Here is a 24894-nt window from a genome sequence, read left to right as displayed (position 1 = left end):
AGACTGCGGTAAACCAAATTACCTATAAATAAATTGGAAATAAAAACGGGAGTTACAAATGAATGTAACTCCCTGTTATCTTATTACTTAGCTTCTGCTTGTTGCTTTAATGCTTCAGCCTTATCCGTGCGTTCCCATGGAAGATCCACGTCGCTGCGGCCGAAATCGCCGTAAGCAGCAGTTTGCTTGTAAATTGGACGTCGAAGGTCAAGCATGTTGATGATACCAGCTGGACGCAGGTCAAAGTTTGCACTTACCAAGTCAACTAGGATATCTTCGCTTACTGTTCCTGTTCCGAATGTATCAACAGAAATAGATACTGGCTTCGCAACACCAATTGCATATGCAAGCTGTACTTCTACCTTATCTGCAAGACCTGCGGCAACGATGTTTTTAGCAACATAACGCGCAGCATATGCAGCAGAACGGTCAACCTTTGTAGGATCCTTACCAGAGAATGCGCCGCCTCCGTGGCGAGCATAACCGCCGTAAGTATCAACGATAATTTTACGGCCTGTAAGACCAGCATCACCTTGTGGTCCGCCAATTACGAAACGGCCAGTCGGATTAATGAAGTATTTTGTATTTTCATCGATTAGTTCCTTTGGAACAACCGGGTTGATAACATGTTCCTTTAGATTACGCTGAATTTGCTCAAGTGCAATTTCAGGGTGGTGCTGAGTGGAGATAACGATTGTGTCAATACGAACTGGCTTATCGTTTTCATCATACTCAACTGTAACCTGTGTTTTTCCATCCGGACGAAGGTAAGGAAGAATCTCTTCTTTACGCACTTCAGTCAGGCGGCGTGCCAATTTGTGAGCCAAAGAGATTGGCAATGGCATTAATTCTTTTGTTTCGTTGCAGGCAAACCCGAACATTCGCCCTGATCTCCGGCACCGATTGCTTCGATTTCTTCGTCGGACATCTTGCCTTCACGCGCTTCCAATGCCTGGTCAACACCCATTGCGATATCAGCAGACTGCTCGTCAATAGAAGTCAAAACAGCACATGTCTCGGAGTCGAAGCCATATTTAGCACGGTTGTACCCGATGTTTTTAATTGTTTCGCGAACGATTTTTGGAATGTCTACATAAGTGGAAGTGGTAATTTCTCCTGCCACAAGCACAAGGCCTGTTGTTACAGAAGTTTCCGCAGCTACCCTTGCATTAGCATCCTTTGCTAAAATAGCATCTAAAATGGAATCAGAAATTTGGTCACAGATTTTATCCGGATGACCTTCAGTTACTGATTCAGAAGTGAACAAACGACGTTTTGTTGACATCTGAATTCCTCCTATATATTGGGATAAATCGAGGTTTTATGAAGGTTACAGGAATACTTCTTGAACCTCTGACATTTGATACGGTACTCATTCCCTTAGTAGTATTAAATAAACAAAGGATTTTTATTAGAAACTCTTATCATAAAAGGGCATTACAAAACAAAAAACCTTCCCAGTGTGAGGAAAGGTTGAAAGCAGAATGTTCCGCGCCTTTCACTCTTATCGTTCAAGGTCAAAGCCTTGCGTCAGATTAGCACCTTCGCTAGGAAAAAGACCTTCGCAGGCCATTTTTCTCGTATAGCAGGTTGCTGGGTTTCATAGGCCTGTCCCTCCACCAGCTCGGGATAAGAGAGTATCCGTTCAATGTAAAATCATAACGCACCATGTCGAACACTGTCAATGTTTTTTCTTGAGTTTTTCAATTTAAAAAATTCAAAGGGAACAGCTTCCATTATCACAATTTTTTCTGAAAAATCGGTAGCGGTTTTTAGCAATCCATTTATAAATTGGAACGCCAATAACAGGCATTAATGGAATATATAAAATAAGTCCGATAATGAATGTAACCGGAAAATGGATCAGAAGTTTCCTGACCGCAAAAAAACCTTTTAACAGGCGGCCTGACGGCAAAATCAAATGTAATTCCTTTCTCAGTTCAACCTTATTGAAGGATTGATGGTAATTCCCTTTTTCGTATTCCTGCAAGGAAGTCCATTTCACCCGTTGCAGCCAGTCAAGTTTCTGGAACCATCTCTTGGTTTCCTGGCATAAGGAGCAGTTTTCATCATATAAAGTAACCATTTTCATTGCCATCAATCTCCTTTATCGGCTGGCATGTTTGTGAAAACCTTGACATAATTTTAGTTTTTTTTAAACAACATTTATTTCATTAAGCTCGTTTAAAATTTCGTCAATAGTATAGACTATTTAAGTTAATGTGTTATACTATTTATCAAGATGTAATCACTTTCAAAAACAAATGGTAAAGGAAGGTTATCATCAGATGAATTCTGTCCATATTCCAAATGAATTAAGCCACTTATTAAAAGAAGATCATGTGCAGGTCCAATTATCGGTACCTCAGCTCGTTGAAAAAGTGTTAAACCGCAAAGAAGGATCTTTGACTTCTACAGGTGCCGTCCGTGTTTCTACCGGTAAATATACAGGAAGATCACCCAAAGACAAGTTTATCGTAGAAGAGGATTCTGTTAAAGATAAAATTGAATGGGGATCAAACCAGCCAATTTCAAAAGAATCTTTTACTAAATTATATAATAAAGTACTTGAATTTTTAAAAGAAAAAGACGAAATCTTCGTTTTCAAAGGATTTGCAGGTGCTGACAAAAAACACCAGCTTCCAATTCAGGTAATCAATGAATTTGCCTGGCACAACCTTTTTGTCCACCAGCTGTTTATCCGCCCAAATGAAGAAGAGCTTCTTGGCCACAATCCTGAATTTACGGTTATTTCCGCTCCTAACTTTAAGGCAGATCCTGCAGTAGACGGAACAAATTCAGAGACCTTTATTATTATTTCTTTTGAAACAAGAACCGTTTTAATCGGAGGGACAGAGTATGCAGGAGAAATGAAAAAGTCCATTTTTTCTGTAATGAACTATCTTCTTCCTGAAAATAATATTCTATCTATGCATTGCTCTTCCAATGTTGGCCTTGAGGGTGACGTTGCTTTGTTCTTTGGTCTTTCCGGAACAGGCAAGACAACGCTTTCAGCAGATGCCAACCGCCGTCTTATCGGTGATGACGAGCATGGCTGGTCATCCAACGGCGTATTCAATATCGAGGGTGGCTGCTACGCTAAATGCATTAATCTGACGAGGGAAAAAGAACCACAAATCTATGATGCCATTTGCTTTGGCTCTGTTCTTGAAAATGTAGTGGTTAACAGTGAATCACGCATCGCTGATTATGATGACGGAACTTTAACAGAAAATACTCGTGCAGCGTATCCGATCCAGGCAATCAGCAATATTGTCGATCCAAGCATTGCAGGCCATCCGAACACGATTGTGTTTTTAACAGCCGATGCATTCGGAGTTCTGCCCCCAATCTCTAAATTGACAAAGGAACAGGCAATGTACCATTTCCTAAGTGGGTATACATCGAAGCTTGCCGGAACAGAGCGCGGAATCACCTCACCGCAGGCAACATTCTCTACATGCTTTGGCGCACCATTCTTGCCGCTTCCGGCAACACGCTATGCAGACATGCTCGGTGAAAAAATCCTTGAGCACAATGCAAAGGTATTTCTGGTTAATACAGGCTGGACTGGCGGAGAATACGGCACAGGCAGCCGCATGAAGCTTTCCTATACGAGAGCAATGGTACAGGCAGCGCTTGAAGGCGAATTAAACCATGTTGAAACGGTGAAGGATGCAATCTTTGGATTGAATATTCCTTTGCATGTAGCCGGTGTGCCTGATGAGGTTCTGCAGCCTAGCAAAACCTGGGCTGACCAGGAGGCCTATGCGAAAAAAGCGAAGGAACTAGCAGCAAGATTCCGTGATAATTTTAAAAAGTTCACTGACGTTTCATCTGAAATTGAAGAAAAAGGCGGCCAATCGCTTAATTGGTGAAATAGACCGGATTCCCGGTCTATTTTTTTGTATTAGCTATATTTCTGTTTATGGTGGCTTAAGTCCACTTCCTTTTTATCGTGTTTTTATTTGGTTAAAAAGCCTATGAGCTTTTGGTTTTCTATGCGCGTAATTTTCATTTCTATGCGCTAAATTTATGGTTCTTTGTGCGTTTTTTGGGTTCTATGCGTGCATAACGCCTTTCTATGAGCGAAAAACGGTTTTTCCAATTTTCTATGGCGCCACTTATACAATCCAAAAACCCAGTCTATATGTTAATGGTTCACTTGTGAGATACAAAACTAAAATCGCAGGAGGCACATCACCTCTAATCACAAACAATTCGCCAATTAAAACACAGGAGAATACATTTAAGGAATGACTCGAAGTTTTCTCCAAGCCACTCTTCCTTTTATACGGATAGATTGTAGTTTTTAAGAAGTATTCTAATTTTGACCATTTTACTTTTTAAACTGTCTTATAAAACCCCGTTTTGCGACTGAAGTTTTTGTCCTGACCGAATGGGCTTGAATTCAGACTATCCCTGGCAATTTTCGCTTTGCCCAGCCCGAATAAGCCTCGCATTCAGACTATCCTTGGCAATTTTCGCTTTGCCCTGTCCGAATAACCCTTGCATTCAGACTATCCCTGGCAACTTTCAGCTTACCCTGTCCGAATAACCCTTGCATTCAGACTATCCCTGGCAACTTTCAGCTTACCCTGTCCGAATAACCCTTGCATTCAGACTATCCCTGGCAACTTTCAGCTTACCCTGTCCGAATAACCCTTACATTCAGACTATCCTAGGCAATTTTCGCTTTACCCTGTCCGAATAAGCCTTGCATTCGGACTATCCTAGGCAATTTTCGACTTACCCTGTCCGAATAAGCCTCGCATTCGGACTATCCTAGGCAATTTTCGACTTACCCTGTCCGAATAACCCTTGCATTGGACTAATACAGGCAATTATCGGTTTGTCCCTTTAGAAATAAACTGGTAGAGCTTATTTCTAAAGTTCATAAAGATGTATAAAAATCTTGCTATAACAATAAAGAAACACACGGCATTTCCTTTGTGAAATGCCGTGTGTTTCTCCGTGTGATTTTAATGCTGCTACCCCTGCTTAATTCGTAGAATTTAATGAAATTAATTGGTACGTTATCGAAGTAAGGCTGTTTTGCCATTCCACTTTTTTAATGATACCTGTTCCGCTTGAGTCACTCTCAATTGTCCTTCTGACATCGATCGGAATATCAATCGGATAAAGCCTGTACCCTTCTTTTTCAAGCAAAAATAAGTTTTCCTCAATTCTTTGCTCTCTGCCTTTTGTTACGACCATTGTATTTAATTCAAGCGGCATTCCCATTTTATTGGCTCCCCTGCTATTTATTAAAAACCCTGCCCAAATTATAATTACTTCCATTTTAACATTAATCGGAGTGCGATTTCATCCACTTTGTTAGATCCTTAACGACTCTTCGGTTTACTGCCGGCGGAAAATAGTGGGTAAATTCATTGAAATACCAGCAGTCTACTTTCTTACCAAGAGCCTCGAGTCCTTTTTCGAGCTTGTATGCATGCTCAACAGAGACATTATGGTCCTGTACTCCATGAATAATTAGTACCGGTGCCTGCAGATTTGCCAAATCATTAAGAGGTGTACGGCTCTCATATCTTTCTGGGAATTTGGCAGGAGTTCCCCCATTACGCGCTTCATCATCCGGCGTAAATCTTTTCTTTCCCGATAGGTTAATTCCATATCGCTTACGCCACCCCACGTGACAATGGATGCAGCTTCAGGAAAGCTGATGCCTGCAAGAAGAGCCATCACGCCACCACGTGAGAAACCAAATATATGAATATTTTTTACACCTGGAAGCGATTGGAGCAGCCTGAAAGCAGAAAAAGCATCCTCCCTGTCATCTCCGGCAAAATCCTCATTCCCTTCCCCTCCCTGGTTTCCCCTGTAGAAAGGAGCAAAAACAATAAAGCCTTCCGCTGCAAACTGGGCAATGCGGGCAGGCCGTACTTTCCCGACATTTTTAATCCCTCCCCTTAAATAGAGAAATCCATCACATGTTCCACCCTCTTTTGCCTGGCAAGCAGCCCTTTCACCTTCAAACCATCTGAATAATAGGTGATGATTTTTAGTTCAACCGTCGGATTTGGGGATGGAAATCTATTTATCTGAAGAATAGTGCCGTCCTCGATATTCATCTAGTCATCCTTCCCTAATTTTAATTAATAGGCATTCACACATTTTTATCTCTTTCATACGATATCCTAGGCAAAAATCAGCCCAGATTTTCAACCTTTTTAAAAGGAGGCAAAATACATGAAAAATTGGCTAAAATTCAGTTTTTCCCTTTTCATAATTGGTATTCTTATTTTCCCATTGGCAGCCTGCAATAATGCGAACAACACACAGAAAACGAAGGATCTAGTAAAGGTAAGGGTTGCAGAAGTAACACGCTCTATCTTTTACGCACCGGAATATGTGGCACTGGAGAAAGGGTTCTTTAAGGATGAAGGCTTGGATGTCCAACTAACTACCACGTGGGGCGGAGACAAAACGATGACAGCGCTCCTTTCAGGCGGCACCGACATCGCCCTTGTAGGTTCAGAGACTTCTATTTACGTTTATGCACAAGGATCCAGTGACCCTGTCATCAACTTTGCCCAATTGACTCAGACAGACGGAACCTTCCTTGTTTCCAGAAAAAAAATCGACAACTTTTCATGGGATCAGCTAAAAGGTACAACATTTCTAGGACAGCGCAAAGGCGGAATGCCGCAAATGGTTGGAGAATTCGTACTTAAAAAGCATAATATCGACCCACAAAAAGACCTGAAATTAATCCAGAATATCGATTTCGCCAACATTGCAAATGCATTTGCATCAGGAACCGGCGACTTTGTTCAGCTTTTCGAACCAACAGCTAGCATTTTTGAAAAAGAAGGCAAGGGCGCATTGTCGCTTCGTTTGGTACCGAATCCGGGCATGTTCCTTATACCACATTTATGGCAAAGCAAAGCTATATGAAAAACAACAAAAGCACAATTGAAAAGTTCACAAAAGCAATCTATAGAGCACAGCAATGGGTCAAAACGCATAAAGCATCAGAAACCGCTAAGGTAATCCAGCCTTATTTCAAGGACACTAACCTAGCACTGATTGAGACTGTGGTTGACCGCTATAAAAGCCAGGGATCGTTTGCAACAGACCCGATTCTTGATAAAGAGGAATGGAACAATCTCCAAAATATTATGAAGGAGGCTGGTGAGCTTCCTAAGGAAGTCAGCCATAAAACACTTGTAAACACAACTATTGCCAACAAAGTGAAATAATAATTTTGATGAGGAGGCCGTTCTATGAGTTTCTTAAAGATTCGTGAAATCCATCACACTTATTTTACCAGAACATCTGCTGTCACGGCCTTCACCGATATCTCGCTGGAAGTAGAGGAGGGAGAATTCATCTCCTTCCTCGGTCCAAGCGGTTGTGGAAAAACGACATTACTATCTATCGTTGCAGGATTAATCCAGCCTACCCAGGGAACTATTTTACTCGAAGAAAAGCCTGTCTCTTTATCTGATCGGCAAATCGGCTACATGCTTCAGCAGGATTATCTTTTTCCTTGGAAGACGATTGAAGAAAATATTTTGCTGGGTCTGAAGCTGTCCAATCGATTAAATGAAAAAACGAAATCAGCTACACTAAGTCTGTTAAACGAAATTGGGTTACCCAGTGTCGAAAAACAGTTCCCAAAGCAGCTGTCAGGTGGAATGAGACAGCGCGCAGCCCTCGTGCGGACACTTGCGACAGAGCCGAAGCTGCTCATGCTGGATGAACCGTTTTCCGCTCTGGATTACCAGACAAAATTGAAATTGGAGGATTTAGTTTCCAAAACACTTAAATCCTTCGGAAAAACAGCGATTCTTGTCACACATGATATCGGAGAAGCCATTTCAATGAGCGACAGGGTATATCTATTTTCACCAAGCCCCGGAAGGCTGCATCGAACTTTTCACATTCCAGAGGAACTCAGGAGCCTCACACCATTTGAAGCAAGGAACTCTGAACAGTATCAGAATCTATTCCAAACGATATGGAAGGAGCTGGAGTCGCTTGAATCCGGAAAAGAATAATGTAAAACTCCTCCATGAAAAATATAAACACTCTCTGATTGTGGAAAAAAGATGGGTCAGATTGTATCAGATCATAATCTTTTTACTGTTTTTTAGCGGTTGGGAATTATTTAGTGCAAAAAAGTGGATCGATCCGCTCATCTTCAGTTCTCCCTCTAAAATATGGCTTTTATTACTGGAAAAGCTTCAGGATGGTTCATTATTGGAGAACCTCGGAATCACACTCACAGAAACAGTGCTTGGCTTTATCCTTGGCACCCTGCTTGGAACATTGCTTGCCGCCATACTATGGTGGTCACCGATGCTCTCGAAGGTGCTTGATCCCTACCTCGTTATCTTAAATGCAATGCCAAAAGTAGCACTTGGCCCATCTTAATTGTTGCCCTTGGCACAGGATTTACCTCCATTATTACGATGGGTGCCATTATCTCTGTCATCATCACAACGATTGTCGTTTATACTTCTTTCAGAGGTGTAGATCCCAACTATCTCAAAGTGCTGCAAACCTTTGGAGCCAGCCGTTTTCAGTGCTTTAAAGAGGCCATTCTCCCGGCAAGCTTCCCGACCATCATATCGACCTTGAAGGTGAATGTCGGCTTATCCTGGGTGGGCGTTATGGTGGGTGAGTTCCTCGTCTCTTCAAAAGGACTTGGTTACATGATTATTTATGGATTTCAGGTATTTAATTTTACGCTCGTTTTATTATCATTGCTCGTCATCGCCGTCTTTGCGACCATTATGTATCAGGTCGTTGCCCTAATTGAAAAAAAACTCGTGAAGGACCAGCGCTAAAAACAAAAGGCGCAAGCGTCCTGGGTAGCCCCGACAGGCATAAGACGAATCACGCAGTCATCCTCGGAAAAGCTATCGCTTTTCCTTCGTGCGATGCGGATGCTGCCGAAGCGTTCCTTGTCCTGATTTCTGAAGTGATTTGGCTTATGACCCCGAGCTGCTCCAAGCATCACCTAAAGGTCATGCTTGGAGCAAGATATTCAAGGGAGCTATTCAAAGGTGAAAACTGGCTTGGCGCTGGAGCTAGATTAATACTTTTTGGTAGAAGGTACCACTTCATTTAATTTTATTATTTCCTAGACGATAAAAAAAGAAACAGCGAAAAGCATCAATTTATGTTAAATCTTGCTTTTCGCCATTTTTTTGGCAGGATATGGCATGTGGCCTGCTTGGAGCATATGTATACACTTTTTTATCACATCGTCCTTCATGATAAAGCTGTAATCATCCTGGAAGCGCATCTTAAGAAGATCACCCTTGATAAGTACCTGCCCATTTGTTTCCATATATCCAGCCTTTTTCTCAAGCTGTTTCGCTTTCCCATAAAAAACAGCTTTCACAAAGGATCCCTTTTCGTCTGTCACTCTATATTCTCCAATCTTTAAGAGGTCGGAAAGATATGCACCCGTTTCTTCAAAAACCTCCCGGCGGGCGCCCTCTTCAAGTGTTTCGCCTGGCTCTATTTTACCTCCGGGGAACTCAAGCCCTCTTTCCTTATGATTTGTCAGCAGCCATTCATCACCTAATTGACAAATGACGAGAACATGCCGTGCTTCCTCTTTAAATTGATTTTCCTGGAAGGTAAGCTCCACCTTGCAGCCAAAATGATCAAAAAAAACGTCCATAATAAACCTCGATTCTCTCTATAATCCTAATTTTATTATAAACGTTTGTTTTTTCATTTCTAGATAAAAAAGGCATCTCAAAAAGAGACACCCTTATCCAAACTTTATTCCTCTTCCTTTTGTGGCAGTATGTTGATGCTTTTAATATGCTCTTTCGTTTCTTCATCACCCAAATCGTAAAGCATTTGAAAAATTTTCTGGGAGGTTTGGTCGTATGCATCATTTTCACGATCATAATGATACTGCACATATGGGACGTGGGCTCGAAAGAAATTTTGCCACTCTGTCGAATAATTTTGGTCAAAATATTCACGCAACTGGATAATTTCTTCATCCGATGCCTCGATTTTATAATTCCAGGACGAACTGGTGGCACTTTGAGAAATTTCCCCACTCCCCAGGTCGATATAATATGTTTTCTTTTGTTGATTCATCAGCAATCCTCCCTTATACTCATTATTAATCGTTTCCCACAAAATGCTGAAACTTATTCTTATGTTTAAATGAATTAGTTGAAATGAATACAAACTGATTCACATAGAATAAAGAAAAGTCAAATAATTCACACTTTTTAATTCTCATTCAAAAAATTTCCAAAAGGAATATTTTTCATCACGAAGGGTATTGAATAATTAAAGACATTTTTTTTACAGGGGGTGAAAATATTGAAACTAGTCGATGAGCTTTATGAAATGTACCGTAACAAATTGACCGGTGATGAAGAGGATATCGATATGCTGGCATTTGCCTTTTTGGAAGAAATGTCGCATGAAGATTTACTGGCCTTATTCAGGAAATGGATAAACAAGAGCTTTATGACTTAATGGGATTATATTTAATTGAAAGCTTAAAAGGGAAATTTGCTCAGGAAGAATATCGTCAGCAAAGAACACCTACCTTCCATCCCAGAAATATACATTGATTTATACATACTATTGGACAGCGAAGCTGAGAAATCAGCTTCTTTTTTATATAAAAAAACCTGTGCATCAATTGCACAGGTTTTAGGCATTACCCAAGAAACGATGTTAACATCCAAACATGCTTACCAAGGCTTTCATTAATTGCAGTAAGCATATCAGCGGTCACAGGATCTTCTTCTTCCTCAGCCAAGGAGATGGTTTCTTTAATTTCACCAATCATTTGAGAAAAATCATCTACTACAGCTTGTACCATCTCTTCTTCCTTCGCTTCTTTCCCTGTCGCTTCCTTTATCGTTGCTATATCTAGGCATTCTTTTAAAGTGGAAACAGGCTTGTCGCCTTTAATAAGCAGCCTCTCTGCGAGCTCATCAAGGTGAAGGCTTACTTCGTTGTAAAGCTCTTCGAATTTTTTGTGAAGTTCAAAGAAATGGTGCCCCTTCACAAACCAGTGAAAATGGTGGAGCTTTTCGTACAAAACTGTAAAATTGGCTACCTGTACATTAACTGAATCAACTAATTTAGTTTTTGGCATTTTCATCCCTCCGGATATATTTTACCCATTGGTTTAAAAATAAAACTCACTCTGGACTATGGTCATGGTAGAATATAAGGGTAAAAATGAAAGGGAGGCACAAACCATGGTTACCATTTTAGTTGTAGGTGTCATCATCGTCATCGTGGTACTTCTGCTAAGTGTCATTACGACTTCAAAGGCCTATACCTATAAACATACGGTTGATCCGCTTGAAAGCAATCCTAATATAGAAAATGCAGAAGAAACACAAAAAAAGGAAGAATAAAAAAGATTCCTATTCCAAATCGGATAGGAATCTTTTCATTTTCTACTAATTATGCGAAAACCTGCTTTAAGTCTTCTTTGCTTTGGTCTAGCCAGAAGCGCATTAAACGCTTTGCTCCTTCTAAATCATGAAGTTTGGCTTCGCCGCATTGTGTTTCATTCGCAGCAGGGATATCAGTGATTTCCACTGCATCCTTCATCGTGTCCTCAAGAAGATCAATAATTTCCTCGACCGTAGGTTCGCCGCTAACTACTAAATAGTAACCAGTCTGGCATCCCATTGGAGAAATATCAATAATATCGAAATGGCTATATTTTTCCGAATGCTTACGGATATTAAAAGCAAGCAAATGCTCAAGTGTATGAATTGCATCAGGCTTCATCGCCTGTTTATTAGGCTGGCAAAAACGGATATCATATTTATTTACAACACCGTCGCTGCCAACTTTATGGACTCCGCAATGGCGCACATATGGTGCTTTAACGGCATTATGGTCTAATTCAAAGCTTTCAACTGAAGGCATGAATATCACTCCTTTTAAATTCTTTTTTCATTATAACTCTAATTCCGAGTTTTTTCATCTATTTAATTTGAATTGATGTTTTTAGACGTTAAATTCATAATATGATATGTTGAATTCATTAAAGTTTTTTCCTGCAAAATAAAGGAGCGACAAAAATTGTTAAAATACATTTTTATTGGCATTATCCGGTTCTATCAAATCGTCATATCACCATTAAAACCGCCATCCTGCCGATTTTACCCTACCTGCTCCCATTACGGTCTTGAAGCTGTTAAACGCCACGGCGCATTTAAGGGCGGATGGCTTGCCACTAAACGCATCTTAAAATGCCATCCATTCCATCCAGGCGGAATGGATCCCGTTCCAGAAAAGCCCCATGGCAAAAAATAACCAGGGGCTTTTTAGGTTGCAGTGTTAAAATGACTTACTGTTCATAGCCGTTTACAACAAGATCAAGCTTACCTGTTTTTGGGTCAATCACCATTCCATGGACAGGTACATCCTTCGGCATAAGCGGATGATTTTTGATAATGTCAGTGCTATGCTGTACACTTTCTTCAACAACGTCGAATCCTTGCATCCATTGACCAACTTCGATCGCTGAGTTAGCAAGAGTTTTAAGGATATCATCTGTGACACCTCGTTGTTTCATCTTTTCAATAACCGGCCAGATTTCATGCCGCTCATCCCGCAATCATGATGCCCGATTACGAGAACTTCCTCAGCCTGAAGCTCATAGACAGCTACCAAAATGCTCCTCATAATACTCCCAAATGGATGGGTAACTAGTGCCCCTGCATTTTTAATTGTCTTAACATCGCCATTTCCAAAATTCATTGCTTTGGGCAAAAGCTCAAGCAGCCGGGTATCCATACAGGTCAAAACAACCAGGCGTTTATTTGGGAATTTCGTGGTTTCGTATTTTTCATACTCTTTACTTTCTACAAATTTCTTGTTATATTCCAGAATCTCATCTAATAACTTTGGCGTGTTCATTTTTATCCTCCAATTCTTTTGCTTTCTTTTAGCATATAAAATATTTTTCCTTTAAGCCAATTATATTACTTGATTTAAGGGTAAATTTTTTGTAAGATACATTAGGAAATCGGAATGATTACGGATTACCGTTTTATTTTCGACTAAAATGAGCAATAATAATAAAAATTTTTAGAAAGTAAATCGGAATTAATCCGTTTTACAAAGGAGCACTTATGAAAAAGCTATCACTACTTATTACTCTATTGCTTCCCTTAACCCTATTATTGACGGCCTGCTCGGGCGGCGGCGGCCAACACGAGACAAAGGGACGCATCCATGTATACACAACTGTTTTCCCTCTACAGTACTTCACAGAAAGAATCGGCGGTAAATATGTTGATGTAAAAACGATTTATCCGCCCGGGTCTGACGAGCATACGTATGAACCTTCCCAAAAGGATATGATGAATCTGGCTGACTCAGACTTATTTATCTATATTGGCTTGGGACTTGAAGGCTTCGTCGAAAAAGCAAAGGAAACATTAAAGAATGAAAATGTTTCTTTATTGGCAGCTGCAGATAAGCTGAAATTGCCCAAGGATCAGCATGCTCTTGATGAAGAAGATGGTAATGGACATGAACATAGTGACGTGAATCCTCATGTCTGGCTAGATCCGGTTTATTCAAAAGAAATGGCTTCCTCCATTAAGGATGCCCTCATTAAAAAAATGCCTGGCAAGAAAGCTGATTTTGAGAAAAATTACCACCAGCTCGCACAGGAACTAGATCAGCTCAACAAGGATTTTAAAGACACGGCGACCAAAGCCCCCCGTAAAGAAATTGTTGTTTCACACGCGGCCTTCGGCTATTGGGAAACACGTTATGGAATAAAGCAAATCAGCGTTTCAGGCTTGTCAACCACGAATGAGCCATCCCAAAAGAAATTGGAAAAAATCGTTTCAACGGTAGAACAGGATGGTTTAAAATATATTTTATTTGAACAAAACGTAAATTCCAAGCTGGGTAAAATCGTCCAAGAAGAAACGTCTGTCAAAGCACTTCCTGTCCACAATCTTGCCATTCTAACAAAAGAGAATATAAAAAATAAAGAAACGTACTTCACTTTAATGGAAAAAAATCTTGATACCTTAAAAATTGCTCTATATCAATAAAGAACAAAAGGCGCAAGCACCCTGGTTAGCCCCGACAGGCATAAGACGAATCACGCAGTCATCCTTGGAAAAGCTATCGCTTTTCCTTCGTGCGATGCGGATGCCTCGAAAAGGCTATCGCCTTTTCTTCGTTCTATGCATATGCTGCCGTAGCCTTTCCGTGTGCTGCCGAAGCTTTCCTTGTCCTGATTTCTGGAGTGATTTGGCTTATGACCCCGAGCTGCTCCAAGCATCACCTAAAGGTCATGCTTGGAGCAAGAAATTCAAAGGGGCTATTCAAAGGTGAAAACTGGCTGGGTGCTCCTCGAAAAAGCTATCGCTTTTTCTTCGTGCGAAGCATATGCTGCCGAAGCTTTCCTTGTGGAGCTAGATTAATACAACTTGTAGAAGTTATTCACATCATTTAATTTTATTATTTCCTAGACGACAAAAAAAGTCTCTCTGTATTTCAGAGAGACTTTTTTTGTGGAAAATTTTACATACTTTTTCTTCTTGTTGATAACAATAGGAAAATACTAAGTTAACGATGAAAGGAAAAGAGAAATGAGCGATTTATTAATTGCAAGATCAATGTTCGGCACCACTATGGGTTTCCATATTATTTTTGCTACCATCGGAGTAGGGCTGCCGATGATGATTTTAACAGCAGAGCTGCTGTATCAAAAAACAAAGGATCAGGAGTATGCCGTTATGGCAAAGCGATGGACAAAGGCCTTTGCTGTCCTTTTGGGTGTCGGCATTCCTACCGGTACGATTGCCGGTGTACAGCTCTCGCTGCTATGGCCTGGATTTATGGAAGTCATTGGGAGAGTAATGGCTCTGCCTTTTCAAATTGAAATATATGCCTTTTTTATTGAAGCTCTTTTTATGTCAATTTATGTTTATGCCGCTGAGAGAATCCGTCCTTGGATGCGGATTGTAAGCTTATTGTTCGTTGCCATCGGTGCAATGGCATCGGCCGTATTGATTACGAACGTCCATGCATTTGAAGGAACTCCTGCGGGTTTTCGGATGGTAAACGGAAAAATTGTCGATGTTAATCCGTGGGCAGCATTTTTTAATCCCAGCTTTTTTGTTACTTCCGGTCATGTGGCGCTTTCCGCCTATGTAACCGGTGCTTTTGTCATTGCCTCCGTTTCTGCATTTAAAATGCTAAAAGCTGATTTCGGTTCAAGAATCTACAATTTCCATAAAAAAGCGCTGATGGTAAGCCTTGTAATTGGAGGATTATTTTCTTTATTTACAGCTTTAAATGGACATGCTTCTGCACAGAACCTGCATGAGTATCAACCGGAAAAACTGGCAGCTGCTGAAGGTTTGTTTGATACCCAGTCACATGCTCCACTTTCTGTCGGAGGATATACCGACAGAGCCACTGAAACCGTTAAATGGGGCATCGAAATTCCATGGGCTCTGAGCTTTTTGGCTGGCAACAGCTTTGATACGGTTGTCCGTGGTTTGCATGACTTCCCGGAAAAGTACTGGCCGCCACTGTTTATCCACACATTATTTAATGCCATGGTTGGAATCGGTTCACTACTTATTTTAATATCACTTATAGGATTTGTTTGGAATAAATTTCTCAAAAAAGACCGTTTTCCAAAGCTGCTAATGTGGCTGTATGTTGCTTCAGGCCCGCTTGCAGTGGCAGGAATCGAGTTTGGCTGGATCTTCGCCTGTACAGGACGGCAGCCATGGACTATTTATCGGACGCTGTCGACTGCGGATTCTGTTACAACATCAACGAATTTGGGAATCCTATTCATTTTGTTCGTGTTAATCTACATCATTTTAGCCATATCTGTTGTTTTTGTCTTGCTCTATTATTTTAAACGGAATACCGTAACAGATGATTTAAATCGCGCAGAACAAAAGGGTGTTACTTTATTTGGTTCCAATTCCTAAGGGGGAATATCTATGTCTGATGCATATCTTGCCGTTACAGTGTTATGGGGATTTGTCTTTATCTACGCAGTCATGGCAACAATGGATTTTGGCGCAGGCTTCTGGTCCATGATTTACATTAATCATGCAAAAACAAAGGCAACCACCATTGCGAACAGGTACTTATCACCTACATGGGAGGTAACCAATACATTTATTGTGGCGCTGGTAGTTGCTGTATACAGTATGTTTCCGAAGGGAGCCTATACTTTGGGAACAGTCCTGCTGATACCGGGAAGCATTATTTTGCTCTTGCTTTCAATCCGAAGCGCCTTTCTCGTTTTTTCACATATTGCAGAGGAATACAAAAAGCCGTTAACTTATATTTCAGGCATCACTGGAATTATTATTCCTGGACTTTTAATCAGTGTCCTTCCAATTACTCACGGAAGTTTTGTCACTTTTTCGGACGGAAAGGAAACATTGGATCTTGTAAGGCTATTTTCCAGCCCCAATGAGTATGCATTTTTTGGATTTGCAATTAGCAGTACCTTATTTCTTTCCTCTCTATTGTTGGCCGATTATTCGAAGGCTTCACAGGAATATGATGCCTATAATGTCTACCGCAGGGATGCCATTATTTTAGGGCCAATCTCCTTTCTAATGGCAATTTTCATCATGCTGACATTAAAATCTGAGGCGGGATGGCTGTATAGCAAAATGATGAAGGATCTTCCGTTTCTCATCCTCTCCCTAGTCCTTTTCCTGATTGGTGGGCTAGGACTCTTTCTTCCTTCAAAAAAAGTAAAAGGGAAACCAAGGCTCTCAGTTATCGCTGTAACATTACAATATTTGGCAGCTAGCTATGTTTATGGCAAAGCACATCTGCCCTATATCGTTTATCCTGAAGTGACCATCCATTCTGCTTTTACTGATCCGAACTCTTTTCATGCTGTTTTTGCTTCATATATTGCGGGATTCTTGATTCTTTTTCCCGGCTTTATTTACTTTTGGAGCCTGTTTATGAATGATAAACGCTATTTGAGACGCAGTTAGCCAAAAGAATCATCAGAGTGAACCATCAGTTTTTGGCAGGCATGTTTTACTATAAAAATTCGGAAGCTAATTCTGTATCCTAATTTTATAAGGAGTGATACAGATGGCAAAGGATGTTTTATGTGAAGTGAATAATTGCAGCTATTGGGCTCAAGGAAATAAATGCAGTGCCGAGCAGATTTATGTAGTAAGCCACACAGGCATGACTGCTGATTCCCAAAAAGAAACTGATTGCCAGACCTTTGAACCTCAAGGTCACTAAATAAAACAAACCAGGCGAGCCAAACGGCGGGCCTGGTTTTTAGTTTTGGAAAAGAAATTTTTTTGATTGCAAGGTAACCTTTCTCAGTACTTTTTCATTTATCTCGAACCCTAAACCTGAACTGTAAGGAACCTTAACAAAGCCATTTTCAACAATGACTTCCGGGAGAATAATGTCCTCCTCCCAAAATCGGCTTGATGCTGAAATATCACCGGGAATGGAAAAACCCGAAAGTGAGGCAAAGGCGATATTATGCGCGCGCGAAACACCGAATTCAATCATTCCCCCAACCCATACTTTAATGCCTCGATTTATACATAAATCATAAATCCTTTTAGCCTCTGCCAATCCGCCGACTCTGCCAACCTTAATATTAATCACCTGGCAGCTTTCCATTTCAACTGCAAGTCGTGCATCCTCAAAAGTATGAATACTTTCATCGAGGCAAATGGGCGACTGGATTACTTTTTGCAATAGGGAGTGTTCATAAATATCATTATGGGCAAGGGGCTGTTCAATCATCATTAAGTTAAACTCATCAAGCGCTTTAATCCTGTCCATATCCTTCAGAGTATAGGCAGAATTTGCATCTGCCATTATTGGTAAGTTGGGATAATGGCGGCGAATTTCCGTCAGCATTGACCTGTCATTCCCTGGATGGATTTTCACCTTGATCCGCTGATATCCTTCACTTACATACACTTCAATCTGTGAAAGTGCCTTAGGAATAGAATCGGCAGCCACCACAACTCCTGCGGGAATTTCTTTCAGCGTCCCGCCAAGCAGTTCAGAAAGAGAAATGCCTTTCCTTTTTGCATATAAATCCCATAGAGCTGTTTCAAGTGCAGCTTTTGCCATGTTATTTCCCCTGATTGATTCAAACAGGCGGGACGCTTCCCCGGATGCTCAATAGTATTGTTTTGAAGAAGCGGAATCAAAAACTCTTCCATTACATGAAGACTTGTTTTTACTGTCTCTTCTGTATACCATGGCGATGAAAAGGCAACACTTTCTCCATACCCGCAATAGCCGTCAGCATCCATTATTTTAACAATGATTCCTTCCCTCTCCTTTACGGTTCCAAGGTGAGTGAAAAACGGCGATTTAAGCGGCATTTTAATCACATAAAGCTTTATCGAAAATATGATCATATTTCCGCCCTTCCCTCTGACCAATACTCTCTCAACTTTCTGCGCAAAAGCTTATTCGCTGCATTTCGTGGCAGCTCCTTGATAAAAATAAAGTCATTCGGAATTTTATATTTAGCCATCCGTCCAGTACAAAACTCATAGAGGTCTTCTTTTTTTAAGCTAATACCAGTTTTAGCCACAATATAAGCTACAGGTACCTGGCCCATTTTTCATCCGGGACTCCGGCAACGCCTGCCTCTCCAACAGCTGGATGGCCTGACAGGATGCTTTCTATTTCCGCGGGATAGATATTTTCCCCGCCTGAAATGATTAAATCATCACGACGGTCAAGCACATATAGAAATCCTTCTTCATCAAGAGTCCCGATATCACCTGTATAAAACCAGCCATCGCGAAGTTTTTCGGTTGTCGCTTCAGGACGGTTCAAATATCCTGAAGTTATGTTCTGGCCCTTTCAATGTTATTTCACCCGCTTCATTTGGATCTGCCTGCTTTCCATCCTTGGCCACAATTTTTATTTGTGCAGGAAACAATGGTTTTCCGGCAGAACCGAGCTTGGAAAAGCTGTATTCCGGAGCTAGAGTAACAATCTGCGATGCCGTTTCGGTCATTCCATACGATTGGAAAACAGGTATGCCCATCTCGACACAGGCTTCAAGCAGTGGAAGAGGAGCTGCGCCGCCCCCGAGCAGCATACAGCGGAAATATTCCGGAAGCCTTCTCTCTCTTAGTACATCTGTCAATCTTGTCAGCATCGTGCTGACGGCCGACATAATTGTCACCTTTTTAGAATCAATATCTTCAAGGACTTTCACTTCATTAAATCCTTCATGAAGGACAATTGCCATCCCATATATGACGCTGCGCATCAGAATGGAAAAGCCGCTTATATGAAAAAGCGGAACAGCACAAAGCCAGCGATCCGATTCCATAAAACCAAGATTTAAAGCTGAACCAACCGCACTCCACCAATGATTTCCGTACGTCTGTTTAACACCCTTCGGATTTCCAGTTGTCCCTGATGTATACATGATCGTGCATATATCATTTAAATCGATTTCTTCCTGGATCATTACATCGGAAGTTCCTAAAGACGCTATCTCTTCCTTTTGTAAAACCGTCAGCGAAGGCAATTCCAGGATAGGCTCCTCATTTGGTGCAGAAAAGGCAGCTTCGGTTATAAGGAAGGATGCCTTTGAGTCATTTAGCTGCCAAGCCAATTCTGCAGCTGACAACCTGCCGTTTAACATCACAGCTTTGGCACCGATCATCTGGAAAGAAAATAGAATTATCACCGTATCAATATGGTTCCTTAATAAAACACCTGCATAAGTTTCCTTATTAAAACCAGCTGTCACTAAGCGTTCCGCTATTTCTAGAGAACGTTCATATAATTCATGGAAAGTCAGTGTCTCGTCTTCAAAATGAAGGGCTATGCGATCAGGGGTAAGAAATGCTCTTTTTTTCAAAAAGTTTGGCAAGTTATTACTCATCTTTAATCACCTCTTATGAAAAACAGCTCGATGGGAATCCATCAAGCTGTTGTTTAAAATCGAGTTTTTAAGGAAAACGCGGGAATTGGCCGAAATCAGGCTTGCGCTTTTCTTTAAAAGCATCACGGCCTTCTTTTGCTTCATCCGTTGTATAGTAAAGAAGTGTAGCATCGCCTGCAAACTGCTGAATACCAGCCAATCCATCTGTATCCGCGTTGAACGCAGCCTTCAAGAAACGAAGGGCAGTCGGGCTTTTCTCAAGGATTTCTTCACACCATTTGATTGTTTCCTCTTCTACTTGATCAAGAGGTACAACGGTGTTTACCAAGCCCATATCGAGAGCTTCTTGAGCATTATACTGGCGGCAAAGGAACCAGATTTCACGAGCTTTTTTGTGACCGACGATTCTTGCAAGATAGCCTGAACCATAGCCTGCATCGAAGCTTCCAACCTTAGGCCTGTCTGCCCAAAACGCGCATTGTCAGCAGCGATTGTTAAGTCACAAACGATATGCAGAACATGTCCGCCACCGATTGCATAGCCCTTTACCATTGCGATAACCGGCTTTGGAATAACACGGATTAAACGCTGAAGGTCTAACACATTCAGACGTGGAATCTGGTCTTCTCCTACATATCCTCCGTGTCCGCGTACTGATTGGTCTCCGCCAGAGCAAAACGCCTTGTCTCCCGCTCCTGTCAGTACAATTACACCAACACTTGCATCGTCACGAGCGTAAGCAAATGCATCAATCAATTCCATTACTGTTTTCGGACGGAAGGCATTATGCACTTCCGGACGGTTAATGGTGATTTTTGCAATACCGTTATGTGTTTCATAAATAATGTCTTCATATTTACGTTCTGCTACCCATTCTACAGTCAAAACAGAATCCTCCTTCAATATGTATTTGACAAAAACTCACTTACTATTGTACCAAATATTTCTGATTTCTCCACATGAATTGCATGACCGCCTTCAATTATCGACATCCAACTCACATTCTTAATCATATTTTGCATGTTTTCGGCAATCAGGCAGAACTTTTCATCCATTGAACCGGTTACCAATAATACCTCGCAAGACAGATCTTTCAAATGCTGCCACCAAGAGGGCTGTGAGCCAGTCCCCATTCCGATCAGACTGTTGGATAAACCATTCGATGAATTTTGCAGACGTTGAGCTCTAATCGCTGCATTTACGGACTGTGGAAGCTGCTCCATCGATTTAAAAAGTGGGATGCTTTCCCAGCGGCTGACAAAGGCCGGGACTCCCTCTTCTATAATAAAGTTAGCAAGATTGGCGTCATTCATTCGTCGAATCTCTCTATCATTTTCTGAAGAAAGTCCTGGAGACGCACTGACAAGGACCAGCTTGCGGACTCGATCAGGGTAAAGAAGCGCGAATGTCAAGGCAAGCCTGCCACCCATCGAATAGCCAAGCAAATCGGTTTTTTCCACATTTAGCTTATTGAGGATTTCATTCAAATCCCTGGCCACGGATTGAATACTATATCGCTCCAATTCCACTGGTGAATCTGTCTTTCCGTGGCCGATAATATCAGGCATGATGAGGCGGGAATGCCTTCCCCACCGCTCACAAAAAGGCATCCATGTAGAGCCGCTACCTGTAAAGCCGTGTAAAAGCAAAAGTGGAAATCCGTCTCCGCATAATTCTACATGGTGGTCGATTCCGTCAACGACAATATTCATTTTCCTTCTCCATTTACCCAACTGGATATTTCCCGGGAAACAGAATTCCACAAATTTCGATGTTCATCCCTGCTTTTGTCTCTATTTGTCACTACTTCAAATACATTCAAACCCTTTTCAGCTTCCTGTTTTTTAAATGCTGTAACGAAGTGTTCCCACTCTTTTACTCTTGTGAAGTTCCCATTGTACATCCGGACTACATGCTCGAAATCAAGATCCAACGGGGTGCCAAAAAGGAGCTCGAAATTTTTCGGGTGCGCGGCTTGAGGAAGGAATGAGAAAATGCCCCCGCCATTATTGTTGATAATAATAATGTTAATATCCAAATTATAAAGCTTTGCTGCCAGGAGCCCATTTAAGTCATGAAAAAATGTAAGATCTCCCACAATCAAATAAAGGGGCTGTAAAAAAACAGCGGCACCTAGAGCTGAAGAAATGGTTCCATCAATTCCATTTGCCCCACGATTGGCCAGGACTCTAATGTTCTTTTCGTTATTATGGAAAAAACTATCTAGATCCCTGATTGGCATACTGTTTCCTACAAATACCGCAGCGTTTTCTGGAAGGACATCTGCAAGCTGGTAAAACAACCTGCTTTCACTGCAGTCTTCAAAGTCTTTTACAATTGATATATGACCTTTGGTTAAATCATTTATTTCCCGCCACTTATCAAGGAAGCTGCTATTATGCTCCCCTTCAATATGCCGCACGACCCCTTTGCAGAACCCCGTTTCACTGCAGAAAATCATATCTGTTGATATGGAAGCTGGATCTCTCCAGCCACCTCCGCCGTCTACCACAAACTGGAATGCTTGATGATTTTCCTTTAAAAAAATGCCCAGAGCCTTCGAAACAGGCATTGCACCGAATCTGATAATGACATCGGGCTTAAGTACTGACTTTGCATCCTCATTGCGTAAAAAAGTATCATATGTATCCATAATATTCTCATGGATATGCGTACCACTTCTTAATTGGGACAACGGATCCGCCAAGATAGGATATTGCAGCTTTGCAGCAAGGATTGTCACTGCTTCAGCAAACCGGGAGTCATCCAGCTGGCCGCACACGATAATTCCGTTTTCTTTATTAGCCATCATTGCAGCAATCTCTTGAAATTTGGCTTCCCCGATAGTCCATTCACTGTTATGTACATGAACATAGCTATCTGGCCGTTCTTCCAATAGAAATAGATTGTCAGTATCCAGCTTCGGAATAAGAGGTTCACGGAATGGGAAGTTGAGGTGGACGGGACCTGCCGGTGCCTGCAAGGCAACAGCAGCCGCCCGAGCACAAACTGTCCTGGCATATCGGAGCATTTCTCCGGTGTTATCCGGTAAAGCCATCTCCGCAAACCATTTCACATGTTTCCCGTAAAGGTTAATTTGATCAATCGCTTGCGGCGCGCCAACATCCCTCAGTTCATGAGGCCTGTCGGCTGTAAGGACAATTAGGGGAACACGTGATAAATTAGCTTCAACGATGGCCGGAAAATAGTTAGCAGCAGCCGTTCCAGAAGTGCATAGAATCGCCACTGGCCTTAAAGATGCCTTAGCCATTCCCAGGGCAAAAAAAGCAGCAGAGCGCTCATCCACATGAATATGGATCTTTAAGCCCGGGTGTTCAGCCATGACAAGCGCCATGGGAGTAGATCTTGATCCCGGACTGACTACGACATCCGTTACACCGGTATTCACTAGCTCTGCTACAAAAGCTGCTGTATATGCTGTTAATGCTTCTTGATGGTTCATTTTCCATTCCCTCCAAGTGCTGTAAGCATAGGACGGAACTTCAAGCTCGTCTCCAAATACTCACTGTCAGAATCTGAATCTGCTACGACTCCGCAGCCTGCAAATAATGAGGCATCTTTTCCCTGAATGAGGGCTGAACGAATCGAAACAGCGAATTCCCCGTTCCTGCGATAGTCCATCCAGCCTAGCGGTGCTGCATAAAACCCCCTGTCAAGAATTTCAACCTCCCTAATCTTATCGACTGCCTCTTTTTTAGGCAGGCCTCCCAGTGCAGGTGTTGGATGCAGTCTTTCAACCAGTAAAAGCAGAGAAGTATCTTTTTTACTTTCTCCGATAACCGGTGTATAAAGGTGCTGAATATCCCTGATTTTCATTAATTGCGGCCTAGCAGGAAGTGTAACCCTTTGGCACGTCTCTTCCAATGCCTCTTTGATCATGTCGACCACATACTGATGCTCAATCAGGTTTTTTTGATCGTTCAATAAAAGTTCCCCTAAGGTCTTATCTTCTTCCACTGTTTTTCCGCGCGGAATAGAACCCGCCAGGCAGGTAGAAAAAATATTCATTCCCGCTTTTTTTACAAGCCTTTCAGGTGATGCACCAATAAAACAATCCCCGTTCGATTCAAACGCAAAGATAAAACTTTCATGCTGTTCCTTGTCCAGCCGTGAAAGAACGTTTTCCGTTTCAACTTCAGTCTCAAAGTGTAAACGGAGCTCCCTTGCCAGCACCACTTTTTTTAAAGGACCATGCTTAAGATCTTTAACGACCTGCGTAACCGTCTCTCTCCAAGTATCCGGTGCAATCTCTTCAGATCCATTCAAAAGTGACTGACTATTTTTAACAGGCGAAATTGACGCCAGCAACTGATTCCTCTCGCTGACAACTTTATGAAAGAGGGACAGATCGTCGTGATGCGTACAAACCGTGTTTGTTGTTAAATATGCCTGTCCTTTAATTATGCTTAGCATATATTTAGGAATATGGAATAAAGAATCAGCAAACTTAGACCACAGGGATGTTTTCTGTTTATGGGGATCGAATGAGAAGCCGCCGAACATAAGCGGCGCTATTCCGTTTTCTGAAAAAGCATCAAAAATGATGGCATCATCAATAAAACGCTTCCATGCTTTTTCAACATGAAAAAAGCGGTCAGTAGCCTGATCCGACTGTATTTGTTTCACTATTCCGTTTCCAATAATGTATGTCTCATCGGAAGGGTCTTTCCAGAAAAACCGTTCACCCAGAAAAAACTCCCTGCCTGCATGGAAAAAAGATAAAGGTTCGATATGGTCTATTTTATGAACTTCACTTACCAGAATGGACCGTCCCATTTTTTTCGCACGATCAATACCCAGCAAGATCCCTTCTTTAAGTTCCGTTTCTTGAATGGTAACCAAAAAAATCCCTCCAAAACAGCCTTTGCGACTGCAATCCATTCATTTTAAGCTTATTTTAAGATACTACTCTAATTGTAAATATGTCAATAACTCTTGTCATACCATTCCCAGTTCATTCCTTATTA

The 24894-nt window shown here is 41.5% G+C and carries 17 protein-coding genes, 9 pseudogenes and 1 riboswitch; of the genes and pseudogenes, 11 read left to right on the top strand and 15 right to left on the bottom strand.

Features of this window, described 5'->3' with window-relative positions:
* Nucleotides 1-83: 83 nt before the first annotated feature.
* Nucleotides 84-1285: pseudogene (gene metK, locus RCG23_RS17215) on the bottom strand (methionine adenosyltransferase).
* A gap of 216 nt (nt 1286-1501) precedes the next feature.
* Nucleotides 1502-1636, bottom strand: a riboswitch (SAM riboswitch).
* A gap of 81 nt (nt 1637-1717) precedes the next feature.
* The gene (locus RCG23_RS17210) at nt 1718-2092 is read right to left on the bottom strand and encodes a thiol-disulfide oxidoreductase DCC family protein (RefSeq protein ID WP_308176693.1); all 375 of its coding nucleotides are present in this window, start codon (nt 2090-2092) and stop codon (nt 1718-1720) included.
* Between the two features lie 196 nt (nt 2093-2288).
* Between RCG23_RS17210 and pckA the strand changes: the two genes are divergently transcribed.
* Nucleotides 2289-3878, top strand: coding sequence for a phosphoenolpyruvate carboxykinase (ATP) (gene pckA, locus RCG23_RS17205; protein WP_308176692.1), 1590 nt, complete (start codon nt 2289-2291; stop codon nt 3876-3878).
* A 1123-nt stretch (nt 3879-5001) separates the two neighbouring features.
* Here the strand turns inward: pckA and RCG23_RS17200 are convergent.
* A complete protein-coding gene (locus tag RCG23_RS17200; RefSeq protein WP_308176691.1) occupies nt 5002-5244 on the bottom strand; it encodes a DUF2584 domain-containing protein in 243 nt (80 codons plus the stop codon).
* Between the two features lie 64 nt (nt 5245-5308).
* Nucleotides 5309-6095 (bottom strand): annotated as a pseudogene (locus RCG23_RS17195) (alpha/beta hydrolase family protein).
* A 118-nt stretch (nt 6096-6213) separates the two neighbouring features.
* On the opposite strand from RCG23_RS17195, the pseudogene RCG23_RS17190 reads away from it, so the two are divergent.
* The 3 genes and pseudogenes from RCG23_RS17190 (at nt 6214) to RCG23_RS17180 (ending at nt 8819) form a co-directional block, all read left to right on the top strand.
* Nucleotides 6214-7226, top strand: a pseudogene (locus RCG23_RS17190) (ABC transporter substrate-binding protein).
* Between the two features lie 24 nt (nt 7227-7250).
* The gene (locus RCG23_RS17185; protein ID WP_308176690.1) at nt 7251-8027 is read left to right on the top strand and encodes an ABC transporter ATP-binding protein; all 777 of its coding nucleotides are present in this window, start codon (nt 7251-7253) and stop codon (nt 8025-8027) included.
* Nucleotides 8008-8819: pseudogene (locus tag RCG23_RS17180) on the top strand (ABC transporter permease). The gene RCG23_RS17185 and the pseudogene RCG23_RS17180 overlap by 20 nt, the downstream one beginning before the upstream one ends.
* Nucleotides 8820-9157: 338 nt before the next feature.
* On the opposite strand, the gene ytkD reads toward RCG23_RS17180, so the two are convergent.
* Together ytkD and RCG23_RS17170 are read right to left on the bottom strand one after the other, a co-directional pair.
* Nucleotides 9158-9664, bottom strand: coding sequence for an RNA deprotection pyrophosphohydrolase (ytkD, locus tag RCG23_RS17175; RefSeq protein ID WP_308176689.1), 507 nt, complete (start codon nt 9662-9664; stop codon nt 9158-9160).
* Between the two features lie 104 nt (nt 9665-9768).
* Nucleotides 9769-10098, bottom strand: coding sequence for a hydrolase (locus tag RCG23_RS17170; RefSeq protein ID WP_308176688.1), 330 nt, complete (start codon nt 10096-10098; stop codon nt 9769-9771).
* Nucleotides 10099-10329: 231 nt separating this feature from the next.
* Between RCG23_RS17170 and RCG23_RS17165 the strand changes: the two are divergent.
* Nucleotides 10330-10586, top strand: a pseudogene (locus RCG23_RS17165) (DUF6154 family protein).
* An 89-nt stretch (nt 10587-10675) separates the two neighbouring features.
* Here RCG23_RS17165 and RCG23_RS17160 read toward each other — a convergent pair.
* Entirely contained in the window at nt 10676-11119 is a 444-nt protein-coding gene (locus RCG23_RS17160; RefSeq protein WP_308176687.1) for a Dps family protein, read from the bottom strand.
* 106 nt (nt 11120-11225) lie between these two features.
* On the opposite strand from RCG23_RS17160, the gene ytzI reads away from it, so the two are divergent.
* Nucleotides 11226-11387: a YtzI protein gene (gene ytzI, locus RCG23_RS17155; protein ID WP_308176686.1), complete on the top strand. Its 162-nt coding sequence runs from the start codon at nt 11226-11228 to the stop codon at nt 11385-11387.
* 49 nt (nt 11388-11436) lie between these two features.
* Here ytzI and RCG23_RS17150 read toward each other — a convergent pair whose 3' ends face one another.
* Nucleotides 11437-11910: an S-ribosylhomocysteine lyase gene (locus tag RCG23_RS17150; protein WP_308176685.1), complete on the bottom strand. Its 474-nt coding sequence runs from the start codon at nt 11908-11910 to the stop codon at nt 11437-11439.
* A gap of 156 nt (nt 11911-12066) precedes the next feature.
* On the opposite strand from RCG23_RS17150, the gene yidD reads away from it, so the two are divergent.
* The gene (gene yidD, locus RCG23_RS17145; protein WP_308176684.1) at nt 12067-12300 is read left to right on the top strand and encodes a membrane protein insertion efficiency factor YidD; all 234 of its coding nucleotides are present in this window, start codon (nt 12067-12069) and stop codon (nt 12298-12300) included.
* Nucleotides 12301-12334: 34 nt separating this feature from the next.
* Here yidD and RCG23_RS17140 read toward each other — a convergent pair.
* Nucleotides 12335-12906, bottom strand: a pseudogene (locus tag RCG23_RS17140) (beta-class carbonic anhydrase).
* A gap of 215 nt (nt 12907-13121) precedes the next feature.
* On the opposite strand from RCG23_RS17140, the gene RCG23_RS17135 reads away from it, so the two are divergent.
* The 4 genes from RCG23_RS17135 (at nt 13122) to RCG23_RS17120 (ending at nt 17262) form a co-directional block, all read left to right on the top strand.
* Nucleotides 13122-14060, top strand: a complete 939-nt coding sequence (locus tag RCG23_RS17135) for a metal ABC transporter solute-binding protein, Zn/Mn family (RefSeq protein WP_308176683.1) — start codon at nt 13122-13124, stop codon at nt 14058-14060.
* 543 nt (nt 14061-14603) lie between these two features.
* The gene (locus RCG23_RS17130; RefSeq protein WP_308176682.1) at nt 14604-15965 is read left to right on the top strand and encodes a cytochrome ubiquinol oxidase subunit I; all 1362 of its coding nucleotides are present in this window, start codon (nt 14604-14606) and stop codon (nt 15963-15965) included.
* Nucleotides 15966-15977: 12 nt separating this feature from the next.
* The gene (locus RCG23_RS17125) at nt 15978-17000 is read left to right on the top strand and encodes a cytochrome d ubiquinol oxidase subunit II (protein ID WP_308176681.1); all 1023 of its coding nucleotides are present in this window, start codon (nt 15978-15980) and stop codon (nt 16998-17000) included.
* 103 nt (nt 17001-17103) lie between these two features.
* A complete protein-coding gene (locus RCG23_RS17120) occupies nt 17104-17262 on the top strand; it encodes a DUF1540 domain-containing protein (RefSeq protein ID WP_308176680.1) in 159 nt (52 codons plus the stop codon).
* A 39-nt stretch (nt 17263-17301) separates the two neighbouring features.
* Here the strand turns inward: RCG23_RS17120 and menC are convergent.
* From menC to RCG23_RS17090, 6 genes and pseudogenes are all read right to left on the bottom strand, one after another.
* Nucleotides 17302-18413 (bottom strand): annotated as a pseudogene (menC, locus tag RCG23_RS17115) (o-succinylbenzoate synthase).
* Nucleotides 18410-19906 (bottom strand): annotated as a pseudogene (locus RCG23_RS17110) (o-succinylbenzoate--CoA ligase). The pseudogenes menC and RCG23_RS17110 overlap by 4 nt, the downstream one beginning before the upstream one ends.
* A gap of 67 nt (nt 19907-19973) precedes the next feature.
* Nucleotides 19974-20791 (bottom strand): annotated as a pseudogene (gene menB / locus RCG23_RS17105) (1,4-dihydroxy-2-naphthoyl-CoA synthase).
* A 14-nt stretch (nt 20792-20805) separates the two neighbouring features.
* Complete coding sequence (gene menH / locus RCG23_RS17100) at nt 20806-21618, bottom strand: 2-succinyl-6-hydroxy-2,4-cyclohexadiene-1-carboxylate synthase (protein ID WP_308176679.1); 813 nt, start codon at nt 21616-21618, stop codon at nt 20806-20808.
* Nucleotides 21615-23369 carry a 2-succinyl-5-enolpyruvyl-6-hydroxy-3-cyclohexene-1-carboxylic-acid synthase gene (gene menD / locus RCG23_RS17095; RefSeq protein ID WP_308176678.1) on the bottom strand — a complete coding sequence of 585 codons (1755 nt, stop codon included), beginning with the start codon at nt 23367-23369 and terminating at the stop codon, nt 21615-21617. The genes menH and menD overlap by 4 nt, the downstream gene beginning before the upstream one ends.
* Nucleotides 23366-24769, bottom strand: coding sequence for an isochorismate synthase (locus RCG23_RS17090; RefSeq protein WP_308176677.1), 1404 nt, complete (start codon nt 24767-24769; stop codon nt 23366-23368). Before RCG23_RS17090 ends, menD begins: the two co-directional genes overlap by 4 nt.
* Nucleotides 24770-24894: the final 125 nt, after the last annotated feature.

This window comes from Neobacillus sp. PS3-34, from assembly GCF_030915465.1.
Taxonomy (GTDB): domain Bacteria; phylum Bacillota; class Bacilli; order Bacillales; family Cytobacillaceae; genus Neobacillus_A.
The sequence above is the reverse complement of the archived record's forward strand: the minus strand, read 5'-3'. Positions and strand labels throughout refer to the sequence as shown.

Excerpts from the sequence above, each read along its gene's own strand:
- RCG23_RS17210 (WP_308176693.1), bottom strand. The coding sequence starts at position 2,092 with ATGAAAATGGTTACTTTATATGATGAAAACTGCTCCTTATGCCAGGAA.
- pckA (WP_308176692.1), top strand. The coding sequence starts at position 2,289 with ATGAATTCTGTCCATATTCCAAATGAATTAAGCCACTTATTAAAAGAA.
- RCG23_RS17200 (WP_308176691.1), bottom strand. The coding sequence starts at position 5,244 with ATGGGAATGCCGCTTGAATTAAATACAATGGTCGTAACAAAAGGCAGA.
- RCG23_RS17185 (WP_308176690.1), top strand. The coding sequence starts at position 7,251 with ATGAGTTTCTTAAAGATTCGTGAAATCCATCACACTTATTTTACCAGA.
- ytkD (WP_308176689.1), bottom strand. The coding sequence starts at position 9,664 with ATGGACGTTTTTTTTGATCATTTTGGCTGCAAGGTGGAGCTTACCTTC.
- RCG23_RS17170 (WP_308176688.1), bottom strand. The coding sequence starts at position 10,098 with ATGAATCAACAAAAGAAAACATATTATATCGACCTGGGGAGTGGGGAA.
- RCG23_RS17160 (WP_308176687.1), bottom strand. The coding sequence starts at position 11,119 with ATGCCAAAAACTAAATTAGTTGATTCAGTTAATGTACAGGTAGCCAAT.
- ytzI (WP_308176686.1), top strand. The coding sequence starts at position 11,226 with ATGGTTACCATTTTAGTTGTAGGTGTCATCATCGTCATCGTGGTACTT.
- RCG23_RS17150 (WP_308176685.1), bottom strand. The coding sequence starts at position 11,910 with ATGCCTTCAGTTGAAAGCTTTGAATTAGACCATAATGCCGTTAAAGCA.
- RCG23_RS17135 (WP_308176683.1), top strand. The coding sequence starts at position 13,122 with ATGAAAAAGCTATCACTACTTATTACTCTATTGCTTCCCTTAACCCTA.
- RCG23_RS17130 (WP_308176682.1), top strand. The coding sequence starts at position 14,604 with ATGAGCGATTTATTAATTGCAAGATCAATGTTCGGCACCACTATGGGT.
- RCG23_RS17125 (WP_308176681.1), top strand. The coding sequence starts at position 15,978 with ATGTCTGATGCATATCTTGCCGTTACAGTGTTATGGGGATTTGTCTTT.
- RCG23_RS17120 (WP_308176680.1), top strand. The coding sequence starts at position 17,104 with ATGGCAAAGGATGTTTTATGTGAAGTGAATAATTGCAGCTATTGGGCT.
- menH (WP_308176679.1), bottom strand. The coding sequence starts at position 21,618 with ATGAATATTGTCGTTGACGGAATCGACCACCATGTAGAATTATGCGGA.
- menD (WP_308176678.1), bottom strand. The coding sequence starts at position 23,369 with ATGAACCATCAAGAAGCATTAACAGCATATACAGCAGCTTTTGTAGCA.